The organism is Zunongwangia sp. L-65 (assembly GCF_056859415.1).
The window spans coordinates 37,522-58,824 of the sequence record NZ_JBSXOK010000078.1; the positions used below are offsets into that span (position 1 = coordinate 37,522).

Annotated in this window: 21 protein-coding genes; 10 read left to right on the forward strand and 11 right to left on the reverse strand. The window is 34.6% G+C overall.

Going from position 1 to position 21,303, the window contains the following annotated elements:
- Window positions 1–166: 166 nt before the first annotated feature.
- From AC13DP_RS18705 to AC13DP_RS18715, 3 genes are read left to right on the forward strand one after another with little or no spacing between them, the layout of a single operon-like run.
- On the forward strand, window positions 167–433 hold the full coding sequence (locus AC13DP_RS18705) for a hypothetical protein (RefSeq protein ID WP_272957782.1): 267 nt from the start codon (window positions 167–169) through the stop codon (window positions 431–433).
- 2 nt (window positions 434–435) lie between these two features.
- Window positions 436–801 carry a helix-turn-helix domain-containing protein gene (locus AC13DP_RS18710; RefSeq protein WP_013073826.1) on the forward strand — a complete coding sequence of 122 codons (366 nt, stop codon included), beginning with the start codon at window positions 436–438 and terminating at the stop codon, window positions 799–801.
- 13 nt (window positions 802–814) lie between these two features.
- Window positions 815–1,537 carry a hypothetical protein gene (locus AC13DP_RS18715; protein WP_272957781.1) on the forward strand — a complete coding sequence of 241 codons (723 nt, stop codon included), beginning with the start codon at window positions 815–817 and terminating at the stop codon, window positions 1,535–1,537.
- A 27-nt stretch (window positions 1,538–1,564) separates the two neighbouring features.
- Here the strand turns inward: AC13DP_RS18715 and AC13DP_RS18720 are convergent, their stop codons facing one another.
- Window positions 1,565–1,927 (reverse strand): winged helix-turn-helix transcriptional regulator, encoded by a 363-nt coding sequence (locus AC13DP_RS18720; RefSeq protein WP_013073828.1) that lies wholly within the window; start codon window positions 1,925–1,927, stop codon window positions 1,565–1,567.
- Between the two features lie 141 nt (window positions 1,928–2,068).
- Here AC13DP_RS18720 and AC13DP_RS18725 point away from each other — a divergent pair, with 141 nt between their 5' ends.
- Window positions 2,069–2,956, forward strand: coding sequence for an SDR family oxidoreductase (locus AC13DP_RS18725; RefSeq protein WP_347407839.1), 888 nt, complete (start codon window positions 2,069–2,071; stop codon window positions 2,954–2,956).
- A 241-nt stretch (window positions 2,957–3,197) separates the two neighbouring features.
- On the opposite strand, the gene AC13DP_RS18730 is transcribed toward AC13DP_RS18725, so the two are convergent.
- Together AC13DP_RS18730 and AC13DP_RS18735 are read right to left on the reverse strand one after the other, a co-directional pair.
- Window positions 3,198–3,902, reverse strand: coding sequence for a phosphoglycerol geranylgeranyltransferase (locus tag AC13DP_RS18730; protein WP_483068270.1), 705 nt, complete (start codon window positions 3,900–3,902; stop codon window positions 3,198–3,200).
- 5 nt (window positions 3,903–3,907) lie between these two features.
- Entirely contained in the window at window positions 3,908–4,540 is a 633-nt protein-coding gene (locus tag AC13DP_RS18735) for a 4'-phosphopantetheinyl transferase family protein (protein ID WP_041579321.1), read from the reverse strand.
- Window positions 4,541–4,604: 64 nt separating this feature from the next.
- Here AC13DP_RS18735 and ahcY point away from each other — a divergent pair, with 64 nt between their 5' ends.
- Window positions 4,605–5,921 (forward strand): adenosylhomocysteinase, encoded by a 1,317-nt coding sequence (gene ahcY, locus AC13DP_RS18740; RefSeq protein WP_041579323.1) that lies wholly within the window; start codon window positions 4,605–4,607, stop codon window positions 5,919–5,921.
- A gap of 73 nt (window positions 5,922–5,994) precedes the next feature.
- Here ahcY and AC13DP_RS18745 read toward each other — a convergent pair whose 3' ends face one another.
- Window positions 5,995–6,447 carry a hypothetical protein gene (locus AC13DP_RS18745; RefSeq protein WP_228249199.1) on the reverse strand — a complete coding sequence of 151 codons (453 nt, stop codon included), beginning with the start codon at window positions 6,445–6,447 and terminating at the stop codon, window positions 5,995–5,997.
- Window positions 6,448–6,696: 249 nt separating this feature from the next.
- Here AC13DP_RS18745 and AC13DP_RS18750 point away from each other — a divergent pair, with 249 nt between their 5' ends.
- Window positions 6,697–7,713 (forward strand): hypothetical protein, encoded by a 1,017-nt coding sequence (locus AC13DP_RS18750; protein ID WP_347407837.1) that lies wholly within the window; start codon window positions 6,697–6,699, stop codon window positions 7,711–7,713.
- Between the two features lie 54 nt (window positions 7,714–7,767).
- Here the strand turns inward: AC13DP_RS18750 and AC13DP_RS18755 are convergent, their stop codons facing one another.
- The 4 genes from AC13DP_RS18755 to AC13DP_RS18770 form a co-directional block, all read right to left on the reverse strand.
- Window positions 7,768–8,112: a Dabb family protein gene (locus AC13DP_RS18755; protein ID WP_394799473.1), complete on the reverse strand. Its 345-nt coding sequence runs from the start codon at window positions 8,110–8,112 to the stop codon at window positions 7,768–7,770.
- A 179-nt stretch (window positions 8,113–8,291) separates the two neighbouring features.
- Window positions 8,292–9,320 (reverse strand): phytase, encoded by a 1,029-nt coding sequence (locus tag AC13DP_RS18760; RefSeq protein WP_339809864.1) that lies wholly within the window; start codon window positions 9,318–9,320, stop codon window positions 8,292–8,294.
- A 98-nt stretch (window positions 9,321–9,418) separates the two neighbouring features.
- On the reverse strand, window positions 9,419–12,274 hold the full coding sequence (locus tag AC13DP_RS18765) for a TonB-dependent receptor (protein WP_483068271.1): 2,856 nt from the start codon (window positions 12,272–12,274) through the stop codon (window positions 9,419–9,421).
- Window positions 12,275–12,438: 164 nt separating this feature from the next.
- A complete protein-coding gene (locus AC13DP_RS18770) occupies window positions 12,439–14,001 on the reverse strand; it encodes a tetratricopeptide repeat protein (RefSeq protein ID WP_347407835.1) in 1,563 nt (520 codons plus the stop codon).
- Window positions 14,002–14,283: 282 nt separating this feature from the next.
- On the opposite strand from AC13DP_RS18770, the gene AC13DP_RS18775 reads away from it, so the two are divergent.
- From AC13DP_RS18775 to AC13DP_RS18785, 3 genes are all read left to right on the forward strand, one after another.
- The gene (locus AC13DP_RS18775; RefSeq protein ID WP_347407834.1) at window positions 14,284–15,015 is read left to right on the forward strand and encodes a LytR/AlgR family response regulator transcription factor; all 732 of its coding nucleotides are present in this window, start codon (window positions 14,284–14,286) and stop codon (window positions 15,013–15,015) included.
- 497 nt (window positions 15,016–15,512) lie between these two features.
- Complete coding sequence (locus AC13DP_RS18780; RefSeq protein ID WP_483068272.1) at window positions 15,513–17,456, forward strand: tetratricopeptide repeat-containing sensor histidine kinase; 1,944 nt, start codon at window positions 15,513–15,515, stop codon at window positions 17,454–17,456.
- 4 nt (window positions 17,457–17,460) lie between these two features.
- Window positions 17,461–18,120, forward strand: a complete 660-nt coding sequence (locus AC13DP_RS18785) for a response regulator (protein WP_483068273.1) — start codon at window positions 17,461–17,463, stop codon at window positions 18,118–18,120.
- A 201-nt stretch (window positions 18,121–18,321) separates the two neighbouring features.
- On the opposite strand, the gene rpmA is transcribed toward AC13DP_RS18785, so the two are convergent.
- The 3 genes from rpmA to AC13DP_RS18800 all read right to left on the reverse strand — a co-directional run bounded on the left by rpmA (window position 18,322) and on the right by AC13DP_RS18800 (window position 19,647).
- A complete protein-coding gene (rpmA, locus tag AC13DP_RS18790) occupies window positions 18,322–18,582 on the reverse strand; it encodes a 50S ribosomal protein L27 (protein WP_013073843.1) in 261 nt (86 codons plus the stop codon).
- A gap of 28 nt (window positions 18,583–18,610) precedes the next feature.
- The gene (rplU, locus tag AC13DP_RS18795) at window positions 18,611–19,090 is read right to left on the reverse strand and encodes a 50S ribosomal protein L21 (protein WP_013073844.1); all 480 of its coding nucleotides are present in this window, start codon (window positions 19,088–19,090) and stop codon (window positions 18,611–18,613) included.
- A gap of 239 nt (window positions 19,091–19,329) precedes the next feature.
- Window positions 19,330–19,647, reverse strand: coding sequence for a DUF4199 domain-containing protein (locus AC13DP_RS18800; protein WP_483068274.1), 318 nt, complete (start codon window positions 19,645–19,647; stop codon window positions 19,330–19,332).
- A gap of 320 nt (window positions 19,648–19,967) precedes the next feature.
- Between AC13DP_RS18800 and AC13DP_RS18805 the strand changes: the two genes are divergently transcribed.
- The gene (locus AC13DP_RS18805; RefSeq protein WP_483068275.1) at window positions 19,968–21,290 is read left to right on the forward strand and encodes a M16 family metallopeptidase; all 1,323 of its coding nucleotides are present in this window, start codon (window positions 19,968–19,970) and stop codon (window positions 21,288–21,290) included.
- The last annotated feature ends 13 nt before the right edge of the window (window positions 21,291–21,303 follow it).

Genomic DNA, 21,303 nt, shown 5'->3' on the forward strand with positions numbered 1-21,303 from the left:
TTTATCCAAACAATATTAATTATAGAAAATACTTTTAAAGCAATTTTTATTGGCTTCTTAAAAGACCTCATTAGATCAAAATTCTTTTTTTATTACTCAAATCTATACTTTGCATGATTTTCCAGTAAAATGAAATCTACAAAATAATCTATTCAAATTTAACATTATGATACTAAGCAACCCAACATTTAATAAGGAAAAATATGATGATAAAAAAGAAAAAGAAGAGGACAAAAAACTACATTTTACTGACAACCGTAACGAAGAATATCAAAAAAAACATGTTAAAATTACGGTTATAAAAGAAACACCTCTTGCGCTAAACAAGAAGAAAACATACCTTTGGAATAAACAAGAACAATATTACAAACAATTATCTGAAAACACAAACAATTGTGAGTTTTTTTCAAAAAATCCCTACTCTTTACTTTAACCATGATTGAACGTTTAGAAATTGTACGCAAAAGAGAAGGCCTAAACAAAGCGGAATTTGAACGAAAGTTATCGAAGTCTAGTGGCTATCTTAATATGCTAAAGCGCCGTAATAGCTATCCAAGTGCAGAAGTAATTGCTAATTTTTCAAGAGCCTTCCCTCGATATAGCCTGGAGTGGCTTTTAACAAATGAAGGGCAAATGCTGCGGAGAATGCATGAATTCCCCAAAAAAAACCTAAAGAAAACTAACTATTATCATAGTAGTGAAGAAAAAATAGATAAGATCAGTAAAAATCAATCTGAGTTATTTCAGACTTTATTAAAAATAGAAAAACTACTTATACATCTTTTACAAAACCAATCATAAAATATCATTCATCATGTTACAGCCCCTAAAACTAATCTTCTTTTCCTTACTAATTACATCTTATTCATTAAGTGCACAATCACAACTTAAATCTGATATTAAAATATATAAAAACATCGGAATTATAAAAAACGCTACTGGCTGGGCATATAACAACCAGGAAAACAGCTGGACAGACCATCCCAATTATATTAAAAAAAATATAGCGGAAGAGGAACCTTCAACTCATAATAAAAGCACTACAATATCTAAAGCTTATCAAAATTTTGATTCTATTAATCTACAAACGATAAATTATAAAAATCATTTTTATTACCTCTTGATCGTAAAATGTTTGGAAGGTAAATACACCTACCCTACACTCAAAAAAGATTGGAACTATCAATCTGAAACCAAAATTTTTATTTTTGAGGAAACAGATATAAACAATCTAAAAAGTCTAAACGATTATTTATGTATAACGACAAGCCGAAAAATAGTTATCACAAGCAAAATAGAAAACGACGAAGAATTTATCTCAAATATTAAACGGGAATTAATTAGGCTACCCAGTAAATCTTCAAAGAAATATACTTTTGTGATTCGCAAATTAGATAATGAATCTGTACATTTTTTACTCCCCCAGTGTTACGTAGAAGATCCTATAGAAACGATTCAAAATAAATACTTCGAAATTTCCTTGAAAGATTATTATAAATTCTTAGGTTTAAAAACACAGGATAAAAGTCTATACTAGATTGTTTTTCTTTAGCTCGTATTATTTTTATTTACTGAAAGATCGGTTTTTAGTAATTTGATGCATATTTTCATTAGCCCATTTTACCAGACTTTCAAGCTTTGGCAATAAACTTAACCCCAGATCGGTTAAAGAATATTCTACTTTTGGAGGAACCTGAGCATAAACCTTTCGGGTCACCAAACCATCAGTCTCTAGCTTTTTTAGCGTTACAGTGAGCATTTTTTGGGAAATACTCCCAATCATTTTTTGTAATTCATTAAAACGAAGAGTATCATAATTTCCCAAAATTAAAATAACCAAAGTAGACCATTTATCTCCAAAACGATCTAAGATATTTCGAACCGGACAATTTTCAGTTTCTGAAAAATTTATTTCATTTTTCATCATATATAACCTATTGATTTTCAACATTAATAACTTTCAGGTAACTAATTTACGTTCCTGAAACCTCTTGTCTAAAAGACAAAGATGCAATATCTTTACTTACCAAAAGTAACTAAATCTCTTTTAGTAATTAAACAAAATGAAATGAAAAAGACATTGATCACCGGTGCAACAGGAAGTTTAGGTCAACTTCTTGTAAGCGCTCTAAAGAGTAAAGCAGATGCAAGCAACATAGCTGTTTTAGTAAGAGATACTGCAAAGGATATTGTAAAAGATTATGAATCGCAAGGTTTAGATATCAGAGTATCGGACTATGAAAATACTGACAAATTAAAAGTCGCTTTTGAAGGTATAGAGCAGGTCTTTTTAATTTCGGGTAGCGATCTTGATGCCCGCCTGCAACAACACAAAAATGTTATTGAAGCGGCTATAGCAGCCAACGTAAAACATATTTTTTACACCAGTTCAGTAAGAAAAACAGAAAGTAAAGATGCTCCGCTAGATGCTGTGGTTAGCGGACATGCACAAACCGAAAAAGCGATTTTAAATTCTGGTTTAGATTACACAATCCTAAGACACAATCTTTATAGTGAAGTCGTGCCCATGTTTATTGGCGACAAAGAGCAGTTACTAAAAACAAAGGCTATTTACTTACCTACCGAAAACGGAAAAGTAGCGTTTATCCCCAGAAAAGATTTTGCTGAAGCAGAAGCTAATATTATTGTTTCTCCTGAAGATTACCGCAATAAAATATATGAGTTTAACGGAAGTACACTGTTTTCTTTCGAAGAAATTAGCGAAATCCTAACTGATATCTTAGGTGAGAAAATTGCTTATGTTTCCCCTAAAGTAGATGAATTTGAATCCCAAATGAAAACTGCCGGTTTACCAGATCCAATCGTTGGAATGTTAAGCATGTTTAGCCAGGGAATAGCAAATGGGGAATTTAATTTTGAAAAAACCGACATTGAAAAAGTACTCGGTAGAAAGTCCCAGTCTCTAAAAGATTTTTTGGGCCAAGTTTACGCTTAAATAACTATAAAATTCTGAAAAGACGTCATCCTTTTTTGATAAGGGTGACGTTTTTATCTGATAAGCTCTCAGCTCAAAACTATTCAAAATTGAAAAAAGTTGACAGTTCACTGCGAACGGCTTACATGCAATCCAAAATTATCTGGATTCTCGAGTCTTGCGTTTGGATATGTACTTTCTACTTTTCACGTTCCTACTTTATAAAGTCTACTTCTAGTCCAGTACTGAATACTAATTACTACTATTTAAATTCTCCATTTTCAAAAGCGGTCCCTATAACCACAAGATCTGCCCCGGCTTTATACGCCTTTTTAAGTTGCGTTGCATTTCGAATTCCTCCACCTACAATAAGCGGAATATTTAAATCCCTTTTCACTTCAGCGATTACTTTTTCTGAAACGGGAATTAAAGCTCCACTCCCAGCTTCCAGATAAACAAGTTGCATTCCTAACATCTCACCAGCCAAAGCTGTGTTTTTGATTAACTCAATTTCATCTTGCTGAATAGGCTTCGTTTTACTTACTCTTGCCACGGCACTTTGATTGCCGCCGTCTAAAAGCAAATAGCCCGTTGGAATAATTTCCAGGCCTGCATTCAATAGTTTAGGCACCGCTTTTATATGTTGTTCGATAAGATACTCAGGATTTCTTCCCGAAATTAAACTCAATAATAAAATCCCGTCTGCTTTTTCAGTAATCTGCTCTTTGTCCCCTGGAAATAAAATAACAGGTAAATTAGTTTTGGTTTTTATAAAATTTACACAAACTTCAGATTGCGCTGTGGTCGCAGTACTACCTCCTACAAAAATATGGGTAACTGCTTCAGGTAGTTTTTCGATAAAATAGCTATAGTTTTCCGCAGCAAACTTTTCAGGGTCAATTAAAACCGCAAGTAGTTTTTTATTGATTTTCGATGCTTTAATAATGGCATCTAAAATTTTAGGCATCAATTTTAATTTAGCAAAAACGTATAAACACAGGTAAATCCTTCAAATTCCAGGAACTCCAGTTCATACTCGGTTTTTTCGCCTTCAAAAGTAACAGTTCCGCGGGTAACGGCGTCTTCAAAATCAAAATCTTTGATATAAATATGCTCTAAAAAACCCAATCCTGGCTGAGCATGAACTTTATAAATAGATTCCTTACTTCCCCAAACGATGGTTAATTTTCGAATAATTGCTTCTTCATTTGCAAGTGTATGATATTCCCTAAGCGGCGTAAATTTATTGGCGATCTTTATAATTTTATCACGTTGTTTTTCAATATCGATTCCTACCGGCTGGTTGCTCACAATAATTCCGGTAAAATTAAAAGAATGGGTAATCGAAATATACTGACCATCTTTAAGGTGTGGTTTTCCCAAATCATCATACCACAAATCCTGATCTACATAGCCGGCTTCCGCCATAAGATGCCGAATACTCATAAAACCACGCCGATGAATTTCAGATTTCATTCCATCGACTCTCTTTGCACAGTGATTAGTTAAACTTATACCCTCACTTAGCCACTCCAAAGACTCTTCCACCTTCCAAATGAAGACTTTAGTTCCTTTTCGTGGTGTTATTGTTTTGAAAAGAGGCATGCCGGTTTATTAAATATTAATTACTTTTGCGCTATTAAATTACAGAATAATCAAATATAATAATATGTCTACGAACACAGTGCCTTATACGGCGTATAAAGTAAAAGATATTTCCCTTGCTGCATGGGGACGTAAAGAAATTGAACTGGCAGAAGCTGAAATGCCGGGATTAATGGCGCTTCGTGAAGAATATAAAGAAGAACAACCTCTTAAAGGTGCACGTATCGCTGGTTGTTTACACATGACAATACAAACTGCGGTACTTATTGAAACCTTAAAGGCCCTTGGTGCAGAAGTTACCTGGAGCTCCTGTAATATTTTCTCTACTCAGGATCAGGCTGCTGCTGCTATTGCAGAAGCTGGAATTCCTGTATACGCCTGGAAAGGAATGACAGAAGAGGAATTTGACTGGTGTATTGAACAGACACTCTTCTTTGGTGAAGATCGTAAACCATTAAATATGATTTTAGATGATGGCGGCGACTTGACCAATATGGTTTTGGATAAATATCCAGAACTAGCGAAAGATGTAAAAGGTCTTTCTGAAGAAACTACTACGGGAGTTCACCGTCTTTACGAGCGTATGAAAAACGGAACACTTCCTATGCCGGCCATTAACGTGAACGACTCGGTTACAAAATCGAAATTTGACAACAAATTTGGATGCCGTGAGAGTGCTGTAGATGCAATTCGTCGTGCTACCGATGTAATGTTAGCTGGTAAACGCGTTGTGGTTTGTGGTTATGGTGATGTTGGAAAAGGAACTGCAGCTTCTTTTAAAGGAACCGGTGCTATTATCACAGTTACTGAAGTGGATCCTATTTGCGCATTACAAGCAGCAATGGATGGTTTTGAAGTAAAACGTCTTGAAACTGTAGTAGAAAAAGCTGATATTGTAATTACTACAACAGGAAATAAAGATATCGTTCGTGGCGAGCACTTCCTAGCAATGAAAGATAAAACTATCGTATGTAATATTGGGCATTTTGATAACGAAATTGATGTTGCCTGGTTAAACAACAATTATGGTGAAACTAAAGATGAAATCAAACCACAGGTAGATAAGTACACTATCGATGGTAAAGATATCATTCTTCTTGCTGAAGGACGTTTAGTGAACTTAGGCTGTGCTACAGGGCACCCAAGTTTTGTAATGAGTAACTCATTTACAAACCAGACTTTAGCACAAATCGAACTTTGGAATAATACCGATAAGTATGAGAACAAAGTTTACATGTTACCTAAACATTTAGATGAAAAAGTAGCGGCTTTACACCTAGAAAAAATTGGTGTAGAATTAACGAAACTTAATGAAGACCAGGCTAAATATATTGGCGTTGAAGTTGAAGGTCCGTTCAAACCTGAATACTATAGATACTAGACTAGAGACTAGAATTATAGAAAAAATCCCGTTCAGCAATGAACGGGATTTTTTCTATAATTCTATAAATTTTTTACTCTACTAACTTATAATAAAGATAAGGTCCATCGCAAGCTATCCAGCTATCATTTATCAGTTGGCTATCGGAGAAATGAAGATACTCCAATTTAGATTTTCTATTACAACTTGCTATTAAATCCGACTCTTCCAGATATTCGAGAATTATAAACTCGCGCTCATCAATTGAATAAGTACCTTCCGCAATAATCGTTTCATCTTCGATTTTGGATTTTTTTTGAAAAGTAAAGTCTTCATTAAAAATATAACTCTCAGCCTTACCTTCAACTTTTGTAACTTTAGCATTAGGGATCATTGCCGCTCGTGATGCGACTAATTTCCATTCCTGCGGAAAATTAGTTGCAGAGAAATCTACTACTGTAAACTTTTCCGGTTCCTGTTCATCTTTATCGCAAGAAATTAAAATGAATGAGAATAGACAAAGCATAATAGTTACTGTCTTTTTCATAATGTATTTGATTTCTAATTAGATACAAAGAACAGCAAGAGGTTGCGTTTAAAATATGAATTCTTAGAATATTTATACTAACAGGTAATGATTGTTGTAATAAAGTTAATACTAGGTCTTCCTTTAGTTTCCAAATCTGTTTAGAGGCGTTAAAAAACTTTAAAGATTCATAATCTCAGGTTAAACCAGGAATATACACAAAAATTATCCAACCTGTAATCGTAGTTTAGAAGTTCAAAAAAAATAATTATGAAGAATTTTAAACACCTATTTTTAGCGGGCTTAACCACTATTACATTAGCCTCTTGTAGTGACGACGATGATGGAATAATCGACACCGATGACGGAATGGAAGTCGATGCTCCAATGTTATTTGCCACAACCCATTCTGGTAATATTGCGGGATACAATTTGGATACGGGAGATTCATATTCCTTAAGTTCTGATGCTAACGATGCTGAAGGTATCATTTACGATGATGATGCAGATGCATTAATTGTTGCTTCCCGAGATCCTTTAGAAATTCAGTATTATAGCGAAGTAAGAATGTGGGACGATACAGCTGATGAAGCAATGGCAGAATTTAAAAGCTCTAGCGATGTTATGAGCCCTCGTGATATCGCAATCTCAGGAAATATGGTTGTAATTTCTGATAATGCCGATATGAATGGTGACGATGATGATGCTCCAAACGGACGTTTCTTTATTTATACCAAAACGGCTGACGGAATGACCCTCAGAAATACCGTAAGCGTAGATTTTAATGTTTGGGGTATCGAGTTTGATGATGATAGGCTTTATGCTGTAGTAGATAATACTAACATGTTAGCAAGTTTCGATAATTTCCTTTCTAATTCTGGTGACGGAACGGTAGAAGCGACTAAAATGATTGCACTAGAAGGTATTGAAAGAACACATGGTTTAGATTATGATGATGGTACGATGATCATGTCTGATATTGGTGATGCTGATTCAGATTCTGATGGTGGATTACACGTAATCAACGATTTTGAAAACAAATTTAATAATACTGAAGACGGAGAAATGTTAGCTGTTGGAGAACAGGTAAGAATTGCCGGCGCCAACACCATGCTTGGTAATCCTGTAAACGTTTCTTATGATGAAGATTCTGGAATGATTTACGTAGCCGAATTGGCTAACGGAGGCGGAAGAGTTCTTGCTTTTTCCGATGAAGATTCTGGAGATGCTACTCCTACTATCAATAATATGCTAAACGGAGTTTCTGCCGTATATTTTGAAGACTAATTTTATATAATTCAGTATAAAAAATCCTCGCCAATGCGAGGATTTTTTGTTTTATTACTTTATCCCAACCGAATCATACACCTGCACTCGCTTCCATAAATGCTCAGATTCTTCGATAAACTTTAAATGCGCTTTCTCTTTTTGATATTTATCCTGAATTTCTTTTGAGGGAAAACTTAGTATCAAAGAATAGGTAAAGGATCCATCGACCACTTCTCGCGGTGTTCCTGCCGGTTCTCCAATAAATTTGGTCTTCGCATACAAACTATTTTCCATGAATTTGTTTAAAGATTTTAGAAAATCGGCTCGATCCTGCTCGCTGTCTGGATTGTTAAGCCAAAAATAGACCACGTGGGTAAAGTTTTTATCAAATTCTCGTTGTTGTTCTTGCGCCTTCATAGTACTAAAAGTTAAGAAGAAAAAAAGTCCCAGCCCTATCTTAAAAATTGTTCTCATACTTATCCAAATTTCATTTTGCCTAAAAATACAATTTTAAAACTGAAAGATAGTCGTCCTTCGGAAAACAAAAAATGCCGGTAAACTAAATTTTACCGACATTTTTATTTAGAATCTAACATTTATTTTTCAGCCCCTACCGGCTTTTTTAATCGGCTTAAATCATGATAAAAAAAATTCTTTTCTCCATTATCGTTCATAGAAACAAACAAACCATTGGGGAATTTATCTCCCAGGGAAGCCGTGGTTACTTCACACCCATCAGTCTCTGTAGTTCCTAAATTCAGCGCATATTCAAAACTGTTATCTTCCCTATTAAAGAAATTAAATGTTCCTTGTTGCTGGTTAGAAACTATAATCTGCCCCTTTCCATCAGGATATGTAGAAATAGCAATGCCCTCGATATCATCTTTAAAATGTTCTGCGCCAAAAATGGCTATTTCTTTATTACCCATATCTGGCTCGGCATAATATTTACGAATACCATCGCCTTCATCAGAGCAATATACAAATCCGAGTTCATCGTCTACAGCAATTGCTTCGATTTCCTTTTTCCCACTAAACAATCCAAATTCCCGAACTAACTTTGGTGTAAATCCCTTTTCTGAAGGCACTAATTCGATCTGATGTAAATAGCCTTCTTTAGGTCCGTTTTTACGACCAACGATAGCATAGGTCTTTCCAGATTGTGGTGATTTATAGATCGAAACCCCCATAGGCAAACTCATTTCGTTCTCCCGAGTATCCTGAAAGACCTTAAAACCACCATTATCAAGGGGCTTCATATCTGGCACCGAGAAAACCCTGATTTGTTCTCTTTCCCTTTCAGTAAAAATCATAATGTCTGTTACGGTACTATCAGAAAGTTTTACATCATACTCCACATCTACATTATTAGGGCGCTTAAAATTTCTCATGGTTTTAGCTTCGATAATCTTTCCATCAAGATCGAAAGCGTAAATTGCACCGTCGGTATCTTTATCGGTTCCAAAAACAATGCTTTCTTCAGGGTTTTCCCTGTTTACCCAAATTGCCGGATCATCGGTGTCATGTAATGTTTTTTCAGTTACCACATCTGGAGCGATTTCTGGTAATTGCTGGCCGCAAGAGGCTAATATTAGGCAAATTAGGATCGATTTTATTCTACTCATTATATTTTGTTTTAATTTCAAGTATCATCTTCAGGCGTACATGCCAATACTTAAAATTGTATGTTTTTAAATTATTTTTTTACTGCAACACTTAGGCTCTAGTATAGATCGTATTTAAGGCCAAAGGTTAAACGCTGGCTATAGTATTCCATTTGCATGGTACGATTAGAAACTCCCTGATAATAACGCAATGGCTGATTGGTGATATTATTAAGATTGGCGAAGATCCTCAAGTTTTTATTGATTGAATACGACATATTAAAATCTAAGAAGAACTGCTCGTCGTAATAACGATCTTGAAAAGCATTGCCTCCTAACTCATCCAAATATGCATCTGAAAAATTAGCTGAAAGCCTTGCACTAAATCGCTTATCAGAATACGAAAGTGATCCGTTAAACATATTTGGCGAAGATCCAGGTAGCGATAATTCATCTTCCCTTAGGTCACCATCTTCGTTTCTAATGCCGTTTGCTTCAGAATGTAAGTACGTATAGTTAAGATAAATCCCAAAATTTTTAGCAAATCCAGGTAGAAAATTTAATTGTCTTTGGAAAGAAACCTCAGCGCCGTAGATATTGGCTTCATCACCGTTTAAAGGCTGAAAAAGATCGTAACCGGTCGCCTCATCTTTACTGATATAGGTGTATACAAAATCTTCGATATCTTTATAGAAAAGCCCTCCTGAAAGAATCCCAACAGACTTGAAATAATACTCAGCCATAAAATCAAAGTTCATCGAGGTTGAAGGATTCAAATCTGTATTCCCAACAGAGATTTCTTCATCCTCGTTATTTACTGCACGATAGGGCACCAGGTCGATATAATTTGGACGCGCTAAAGTATTGGTCCAGGCAAAACGAACTACAGTGTTGTCATTTAAATTATACTTAAAATGCACCCCGGGTAAGATATTTGTATAATTGCTCTCATCCCTTACAGGAGTAGCATCTTCAAAATCTCCATCTTCGTTAAAAATTAATTCGTTTCCTAAACTATTAATGTGAGTAGCTTCTAAACGTACACCTGCTAATATTGAAAGTTTTTCAGATAATTTTTGATTAGCCATTACGTAACCAGCATATACATTCTCTTCGGCTTCAAAATTCTCCTCAAGGTATTCCTCTGGTAAATCTTCACTGCTAAACTGACCTGAATTAAGATCTAAAGAACCTAAATATTCTGGTGACGTAAAGAATCCCGGCCGGTATTGCTGCCCAGCAAGAAAATCGTTTCCATCTTTTACGACAACCTCTGTTTGAGCCATATTTTCAAATCCATTTTCCGGCTCATATTCAAAGAAATTATTATCTCTTCGCTTGTTTTTAAAACGCCCTCTTACTCCAAATTTCACAATTCCAGAACCCTGATCAAACAAGTCGGCCGGCAATTCGATATTCGCGAATACATTAATATCTTCTTCTTCGGTATACTGATATTCTTCTGTTATTTCTTTTAACTCAAAATCTGAAGGAGAAGTAGCATTAACTGGAGTATGTAATGGTTTTTTAGGATTAGTTCCGTTATTTACCATATATTCGGCTTCCCAGCTAATATAGCGCTCGTTAGGCCGCTCTTCTGATGCCTTTGCGTAAGATCCCATCCAATCAAATTTCACATTACCAAATAAATGATCACCCCCCAGGGTATAATTTTGCATCCGCTGATCTTCCAATCTGCGATTCTGGATTCTTCCACCAGGAATACCACCTTTGGTTTCTCTTTCTGCTTCCGCAGGAAAACGTACCAGATTACCATTAGTGATTATAAAATCTCCTTCACTGATATCTTCACCATCTAAAATTTCTGAAGCATAGGCAAAACGATTTTCACGATCGTCACGCCAGTTATACATCGACTTAAAATAAAGACTGTTATTATCGTTAAAATCGTAATTTAAATTTGCCGAGAAACTTCTCCTAACCCGTTGTACTAAGTATTTTCTAATCTCGAAAGCGCTGGCATAAGGATTTACGTCTACCGATTCCAGAATATCATCTCCCTCTGCATCCTGCATTCCAGTATTGTACTCAAACTCATCAGACCATTCTGCTTCTACGTTATCAGATCCAAAATCATTATCATTAATAGAGGCCGAAACCATAAAACCTAACTTACCATCTTTAGTTCGATCGCCCACCAGAAAAGATCCGCTTAGAATTCGTTTATCGGTAATAAAATTAACACCTGATCCTAGGGTTGCCGCTAGCCTAAAATCCTCTGGCGCTGACCTGGTAACTAAATTTACAGATCCTCCAAGGGCATCGGCATCCATATCTGGGGTAACTGCTTTGCTTACTTCGATTGTCTGGATCATATCAGATGGGATAAGATCCATCTGCACATTACGGTTATCCCCTTCAGCAGAGGGAATACGGCTACCGTTTAGGGTTACTGAGTTAAGCTGCGGCGCCAAACCTCTTACAATAATGTTACGGGCTTCTCCCTGATCTACCTGCATAGTAATTCCGGGAATTCGCTTTACCGCATCCCCAATATTGGCATCCGGGAATTTACCAATTTGCTCTGTAGAAACAATATTGGTGATATTTGGCCTGTTTTTTTGCGCATTTAATGCTCGGGCCTGGGCACTTAAACCTCCTCCTAATAACTGTACTGTTTCTAAAGTTGTGGTAGAAGAATTTAGAACAAGATCAATATCTAAAGTTTGATTTGCAGTAACACTTACTTCTTTATTTAAATCTTTATATCCTAAATATTTTACCACTAAGGTATAAGCTCCTTCCGGTATTTCTACCAGGGTAAAATTACCGTCAAAGTCGGTTGTCGTTCCTTTATTAATCTCTGGAATCATCACTGCAGCACCCGGAACGTAAATTCCTGCTTCATCTGCAATATTTCCCTTAATTACGCCTGTTTGCGCTTGCAAAAAACTATAGTTTAGAGCTACAAAAAGCGTTACAAGTAAAAGTTTAAAGTAGTTTTTTCGATTCATTTTTTTGATTTTAAGAATACCCCAAAACTATATACTTCAACACTTTAGCTCTAAAAATCGATAGCAACAAAGAGTTAACAAGTTGTTTTTTAACAGCTATATCAAGGCAACAATTAAGATTACTTTACATTACAGTAACTTTTTCTAAAAGGAGACCAGTTTTTCTAAAATTGAAGCATAAAATTCACTAATTCCTGCTTTGGTTCTATGGGTAGTTTTCGTCTTAATCGATACCGCGCCACCCGAACACTATCTGGAGTTACTCTTAAGATTGCCGCAATTTCCTTTGAGGATAAATTAAGCCGAAGCAACATCGCCAAACGTAACTCGGTTGAAGATAGTTTTGCGGTTGCACGTTTTGACAATTCTTTGATAAATTGCGGACGTATTTCCTGAAAGAAACTCATAAACTCCTCCCACTCCTGTTCTTCAGAAAGGCTTTTATCCAATTCTTTCGCCAGGCTTTTAATTTTAGGAACCGGATCCATCGAGGAACGGGAGGCTAAATTTTGTAAAGTTGAAGAGGTTTCAGCTATCATTTTATTCTTTTGTGCCATATTCAGACTATATTTTGAAAGCGATGCTGTTTTCAACATAATTTCATCCTGAAGCTTTTTCTCTTCAATTGCTTTTCGATCTAATTCTAATTTCAGTAATTTTTGCTCATAAGCCTGAATTTTTGCCGATTCCTTCCGCTTTCTATTATAGAAGAAAAAAGAAATTCCGCTTAAAAGAATAAATAGAAAAACGCCAAAGATCAGCATATTCTGTTTGGCTTGGCTCACTTTATTTTCCTGTTTTAACAAAGCAATTTCAGATTCTTTTTGCCGCGTATCAAATATGGTTTGTAAGGTATTGAGCTGCTTAAAATTTTGCGAATAAAAGCCTTCTTCTTGCAATTGCTCATATAGCACTCTGTGATCGTAAGCACTTTGATACTCGCCCATTAAAGCATAAGTTTTTGCCAAATCTTTATGTGCACTTTCTAACTGATGACGATCTTCAAAAAGTTCAGCCAGTTTTAAAGCCCTGTTAGTAAACATCATTGCTTTCTCATAATCTCTCGTTTTTCGATATACATCACCAAGATTATTAAGGATATTTATTCGGCCTTTATGATTAAGTTCGCTAAAAATGGTATTCGATATGGTAAAAAACCGAAGGGCTTTTTCAAACTGTTCTAAATCTTCATATATGCTTCCTATATTTTCATTTACTATAGCGATACCCAAACGGTCTTTAGCTTCAGTATATAATTTTAAACTTTTATTTTGATGCTCCAGAGCTTTTAAGTAATTGCCTTCTTTTTCATAAGTGGTCCCCAAAAGACTTTCAGCCAGAGCAAGCTGCTCTTTTAATTTTTTCTTTTTAGAAATATTAATGCTTTCATTTAAGTATTCCCTGGATTTTAAATAGTTTTTTAAATTGATATAAGAAAGACCGATCTTATTCTTAATGCGTGCCTGCAATTCTGAGAAATCCTTATTTAATACCGAAAGTGCCTGATTGTACTGCTCAATAGCTTGCGTATTAATTTCTACTGAATGATAATAATCCCCAAGCTGAACAAATTTTTCAGCAATTTTATAGGTATTGCCCTCAGCTATAGCTTTATCAAGTTCTCCTTTATATTCAAAAAATATGGAGTCGTTTAGATGTGACCCTCCATTTTGAGCAATCCCCGAAACAATAAATAGAAAAAAGAACCACTTCAAAAATAATCTCATGTTTGATTATGGATTTATAAATCGACAAGCTAGCTTCTTAGTTTAAAAGAATGGTTAGGGAGATATTATAAAAAAGTAAACTTAAAAAAAGGAACAAACAGTATAGTTCTCTGTATACCCAAATCTTTTTCTATCAAGTTTGTTAAGAAGTCACTATTCAATTTTGGCCATCAAGAAACAATCTTAAAAAGAAAAATGTGGTAAAACCACAGTTTATATGTGGTCTTACACAGGACTTATTAATGAGCCGTTTTTTAATTTCAAATTAAAAATTTAAGCTTTTTGCATTCTTATTTTATCATAGAAAACCATCAAACCACGATAAAAATCATTCAGGAAATCCTGGAAGAACAAGGTGAATATTATTGTATAGGAACAAGCGATGACTATGAAGAAGGAATGAACCTTATTTTAAAGCATCATCCGGACATGGTATTTATCAATATCGATCAGGTAGACATCAATACTCCAGATGTTTTTGCTTATTGCCGGGAAATGCAAAATTATATTACAAACAAGATATTTTTTATCGCTTTATCCAACGACGAGAGAAAAGCTTACCAGGCACTTAAAAATAAATTTTACGATTATATCATTAAACCTTTAAGGGAGCTTGATATTCGCAAAACGGCTATGCAGTTCTTAAAAGATCATAATGTATTGCCACCACAAACCTTATGCTTAAAATCCTATAAAGATTACACGATTTTAAAAATGAACGATATCCTCTTCTTAGAAGCCGATAACAATGCTACCGATTTTATTTTGGTTAGCGGAAAAAAGGTAAGTGCTTTTAAGACCCTAAAAACTTTTGAAGCTGTTTTACCCGCTATATTTATTAGAATCCATCATAGCTATATCGTTAACATCGATCATATTTCTAAGATTAGCTTTGGAAAGCTCAAATGCTCTTTACATCATAACAAGATACACCTTCCTTTCTCTAAATCGTATCGACACAACCTCGATTATTTGGAAAATGCATTAGAGCAAAATGCTGTTTCCTATAATTAATAGGGACAACAGTTATATTAAATCTTCAGTTGCTCGTAAACCTAAAGCAATAACTCACAGACTTTACATAAAGACTAAATGCAAGTTATAAAATACAATAGAAGAAGGATTAACAGCTAGTTTTACCACGGTTTACAATAGAAGCTTCTCATGGCAGAAAGGGCCTAACACCCAATCTCCAATCATGCATGATTAAACAAAACCAGGTCAACCTGAAAATCAGGTTACCATATCGCCTATTGTTTAATTATAACATTTCAATTTATGAGAACCTTTACCAACATTCTTAGTTTAGCTTGCTTAATCGCTATCACATATTCTTGCAACCCCGAAGAACTTTCAACAGACAATATGATAAACGAAAAAGAAGTCCATGCCAATACAGGGCATGATGACGAATACACAGAAGACAGAAATGGTAATTAAAATAAAAAGGGGGTATTTTCAGATACCCCCCTTTTTTATTTTATTTTCGTATCTACAAGCTCTATTGATTGATGCGGATATATAATCTATTTATAATTTTTATTTTACTTCTTTTAAATTCTTGTAAACAAGAACAAAAAGCAAATAATGACACATCTAAATTTGAGAACGGAAATATAAAAGAACTTCAAACAAAAAAGGCTTTTAGAATAAGTGATACAGATAGCCTAAAAAAAGAAGAATTACTAAAATTGTCCTATAAATATATGCGGGCTCAAGATTCCGTTCAGTTTTTTTCAGTTAATAAAAAGGCCAGAAAGCTTTCCGAAAAACTTAGAGATACCAATGCAATTGCAGCATCCTACTGGGATTTGGGTCAATATTACTATAAAAAAGATATAAGAGATAGTGCCTACTATTATTTTAATGAGGCTAAAAAAAATTACATTAAAATAGGGGATCAAAGCAATGCGGCGAGGCTACTTCTAAATATGTCAGTTATTCAAAAGGATTTTAAGGATTATACAGGTAGTGAAGTGGCGTTAACTGAAGCTATTCAACTTTTAGAACCCTCAAAAAACCATAAACAATTATATGGAGCCTATAATAATCTGGGAATTCTATTTAAAGAACTAGAAGAATTTGATAGATCTCTTTATTATTATAATAAAGCGCTGAATTATTTACAAAAAGTTCAGACTAAAAATAAATTCCCTTCACTATGGAACAATATCGGTAATGTATATCTTGATAAAAAAGACTATAAAACGGCTATTTCTTATTTCAATAAGGGTTTAAATGAAGATGATAGCCTAAGATTCAAAGATCCGAAAATATATTCAATGCTTATTGATAATCGCGCTTTTGCGCAATGGCGAACAGCCGATACTTCTGGAGTTATAGAAGAATATAAATCAGCATTCAGGATACGTAAAGAAAATGACATTAAAGCGGGAATGACCATCAGTCAAATGAGAATCGCAAAATATTATTTAGCCAAAAAAGATTCTTCTACGGCCCTATCTTATGCTAAAGATGCTAGGGACCTTTCCATAAAAATTCAGGCCAATGAAAATTATCTTTCTTCTTTAAAATTATTATCAGAAATAGATGTTGAAAATGCCTTAAATTATACGCAAACCTATATTCAACTAAATGACAGTTTACAAAAAGAAGAAAGGGCTGTTAGGAACAAATTTGCACGTATTCGTTTTGAAACCGACGAATATATTTCGGAAACCAAAAAATTAAACCAACGGGTAATACGGATTTCTATAATTGCCGGGATCATTATCATTATTGCTATATTGCTTTATATTATCAAAGACCAGCGTTCTAAAAACAAACTTATTCAGCAAAAACAACAGGCTAACCAGGAAATTTATAACCTTATCCTGGCACAACAAAAATATTACGAAGAAGGCAGGGAAAGAGAAAAACTTCATCTTTCTAGAGAATTACATGATGGGGTATTAGGTAAACTCTTTGGATTACGCTTAAGTCTTGACATTTTGAATGAAGACGATTCTAGAGAAAGTAAGGATAATAGAAAAAAATATATCAAGGAAATTGCCACAGTAGCGAAAGAAATAAGAGATATTTCGCATAAGCTTAGCGAAAGTAATTTTGTTGAAGTTAACTTTAAAGTGGTATTAGAAGAGCTTATAAATCAGCAGAAAGGCTATCGATTTATTGTTGAATTTGATATCGATGAAAAAATAGATTGGGATAAGATCAACAATAATATTAAAATCAATATTTACAGAATCTTACAGGAAGCATTTACCAATATCTATAAGCACGCTGAGGCAAACAATGTAAAAATTTCAATTTTTCTAAAACAATTATCTTTACATTTAACCGTTAAAGACGATGGAAAAGGCTTCGATTTAAATAAGTCGCCGGGTATTGGTGTAAAAAACATGAAGTCCAGAAGCAAATCTATAGGTGCAGATTTCTCTATAGCATCAAAATTAAACGAAGGGACGACTATTACTATTTCAGTCAAAATTTAAAATTATGCGGACTATTAAAATTTTGCTCATTGATGATCATCCATTAATATTAGAGGGCTATCAAAATGTATTAAATAGATTGGAAATCGCGGACATTAAATTCGTAATAGAAACTTCAGATAATTGTGACCAGGCCTGGCAAAAAATTGTATCAGAAAATTATGATGTGGTATTTTTAGATATCAATTTCCCGGTAGCTGAAAATTCCAGATTTATTTCAGGAGAAGATTTGGGAGCTGAAATTAAAAAAGAATTTGGTAATACAATAAAACTAGTAATCTTAACAGTTATAGAAGACTCTTTAAGGGTTCAGAATATTTTAAGTAATGTAAATCCAGATGGATTCTTAGTGAAAGGAGAAACGAATTCAGAAGAACTCATTACCTGTCTTAAAAAAGTGATTACCTATCCTCCATTTTACGGAGCGACAATCTCTAAAATTTTACAATCAAGAGTTGTGAATCCTCAGGTTATTGATGAGATCGATCGGCAAATTCTTCATCAGCTTTCTTTGGGTACAAAAACCAAAGATATACCCCTACATGTTCATCTTTCCCTAAGGGCGGTAGAAGATCGAAAAAGAAGACTAAAAGAGATTATGGACGTTCAACAAGGAGGAAATAAAGCATTGCTTGAAAAAGCTAGGAAGAGTGGTTATATCTAGATAAAATTAAAAGGATAGATAAAGAAAGTATAATTCGAAATCTGTTTTTGCAACACTACATTTTATAATTACCCATAGATACTAAGATTTTTTTCAAAGAATTATCAAGAGCTTAATAATACATATGAATATTCATAAATATAAAAAAGCCTTTCAGGAAATCCCGAAAGGCTTTTTTATATTGTAATTCTACTAAATTTCTTAAGCCTCGAAAGGAACTATAGAAACGTAAGACTTATTGTCTTTCTTTTTAGTGAATTTTACTACACCGTCAATTTTTGCGTGTAAAGTATGATCTTTACCAGCATAAACATTTTCACCAGGATTGTGAGCAGTACCTCTTTGTCTAACAATGATGTTACCTGCTATCGCAGCCTGACCTCCAAAAATCTTCACTCCAAGACGTTTCGATTCTGACTCTCTACCGTTCTTGGAACTACCAACTCCTTTTTTATGTGCCATGTTATTGGGTTTTTAGTAAGTTAATAATTTAGCTTAAAGCTTCGATTAATTCAGCTTTTTTCATTGAAGAATATCCTTCAATCCCTTTCTCTTTAGCCATCTCTTTAAGCTCTGCTACCGTGTGCTTGCTTAAATCGTTATCAGCTTTTTTCTCTTCTTTCTTTTCAGCTTTGCTTTCAGAAGCTTTTTTACCACCTTTAGCAGTAATACTCTCGATTACAATCTCAGTTAAATACTGGCGGTGACCATTTTTAACTTTGTAACCTTTACGTCTTTTCTTTTTGAAAACAATTACTTTGTCTCCTTTAAGGTGACGATTAATCTTTGCTCCTACTAGAGCACCTTCTATAGCCGGGGCGCCAACAGTAATGTTGTCTCCGTCTCCTGTAAGAAGAACTTTATCGAAAGAAACGCTGTCTCCTTCTTCTCCTTCTAAACGGTGTACAAACACTTTTTGGTCTTTCGCAACTTTAAATTGCTGCCCTGCTATCTCTACAATTGCGTACATAGTGTCCTGTTAATTAATTACTTTCTAATTAAAATAGTCTCGCTTCTTCATAAAGCGGGTGCAAATATACTTCTAAATAATTAATTAGCAAAGGCTTCTGCTAAAATTGAATAATTTTTACTACTCAAGATTATATCCTACATCATAAATAGATAGCTTTCCCGAACTCCATTAACACGCCTCCTTAAAAATTTAGGCTATTTAATTTAAGAGTTATTTCGCTGTACGTAACGATAGATTTACATGGTATGCTTTTTCCCTTCGGTAGTATTCCAGCTCTTTTTAAACAGTTGCATAAACGCAAGCGTTAGCGCAAAAGTTGTGGCAGCACCCATTGCATACACCGTAAATAGCACTACTCCTAATCCCGCCTGATACTGGCTTCTCCACATCGTAACAAACTGATCCAGAAAATCTGGATTTAGCTCACTGGCATAAACACCAAAGAAAATCGTAAATAAAGTGGTCGCAATAAATCCAGTGATAAGACCTGTTGTAAATCCTTCTCCATATTTAAATAATCCAGCATCATTGTTTCTCTTAGCCTTAATAGCCATCCAAATACCAAATCACATAATTGCACAATTCAGGAAACTGAACAACGGATTAGTATGCAATCCTACTAGAGACAGTGCTAAAAAATAAACAATTAGACCTACAGCGATCATAATTCCAAACTTTGCGGGTATTCCAATATTTTTCATAATTCTTATTTTATCTCAATTTCACGAAAAACGATGAAAAACTATTCTAACAGGTTGTTAATTAGGATATTTAAAGACTTTATGTTAAAAAATTACCAAAATTTATTATTCTGAAATGTAACAAAATTGTAACTTGAGCCACTAATAACTTGCATAACTATAAACTATACACAATGATTAACAAACTAAAGCTAGCCGCTGGCGCTCTGCTATTAAGTGCTGTTGGCTTTGCCCAGGAGGTTGAATACACCGAGTATGATCTCGACAATGGGCTACACGTTATCTTACACCAGGACAATTCGGCTCCCGTAGTTACTACATCGGTAATGTATCACGTGGGTGGTAAAGATCGTGAAGATGGTCGTACCGGATTTGCACACTTTTTTGAACACCTTTTATTCGAAGGAACCGAAAACATTCCCAAAGGAAAATGGTTTGAAATTGTTAGTTCTCATGGCGGAAATAATAATGCTAACACTTCCAACGACAGAACTTATTATTACGAAACTTTTCCTTCAAATAATCTGGAATTAGGCTTATGGATGGAATCTGAGCGTATGATGCATCCCGTTATTAAACAAGAAGGAGTAGATACCCAGAACGAAGTTGTGAAGGAAGAGCGGAGAATGCGAATGGATAATTCTCCTTATGGTAACATTTTACCTGCTATGCAAAAAAACATGTTTGAAAAGCATCCTTATAAAGATCCTAATATTGGCTATATGGAAGATCTTGATGCAGCAACATTGCAGGAATTTAAAGACTATTTCGCCAAATATTATGTTCCTAACAATGCGGTTCTTGTAGTTGCCGGGGACATTGATATTAAAGAAACTAAAGATATGATCCAGGATTACTTTGGCCCTATTAAGGCAGGTGAAGAAGTAACCAGGGATTACCCAAAAGAAGAACCGATTACTGAAGAAATTCATGCTGAATTCTATGATCCAAATATCCAGATCCCTATGGCGATCACTGGCTATAGAACCCCAGAATTTGGTAACAAAGACTCGTATGTTTTAAATATGATCTCTACCTATTTAAGTGACGGTAAAAGTTCTAAACTCTATAAAAAGCTGGTAGACGAACAAAATATCGCCTTACAGGTAGGGGCTTTTAATCTGGAACAGGAAGACTACGGGATGTACCTTATATATGCCCTACCACAAGGTGAAACCAGCCTGAATAGCATTAACACTGAAATCGAAGACGAAATCACTAAACTTAGGAATGAATTAATTTCTGAGAGTGACTTCGAAAAACTTCAAAACAAAGCTGAAAACAGTTACGTAAATTCCAATTCAAGCATTGCCGGAATCGCAAACTCGCTAGCTAGAAATTATTTGCTTTATAAAGATACCAGTCTTATTAATGAGGAAATCGATATTTACAGAAATATCACCAGAGAGGATATTAAAGAGGTTGCCAACAAATATCTGAAACCAAATCAACGCGTAATCATCGATTACCTACCCGAAGAAAAGGAAGCGGAATAACACCAAATTAGAC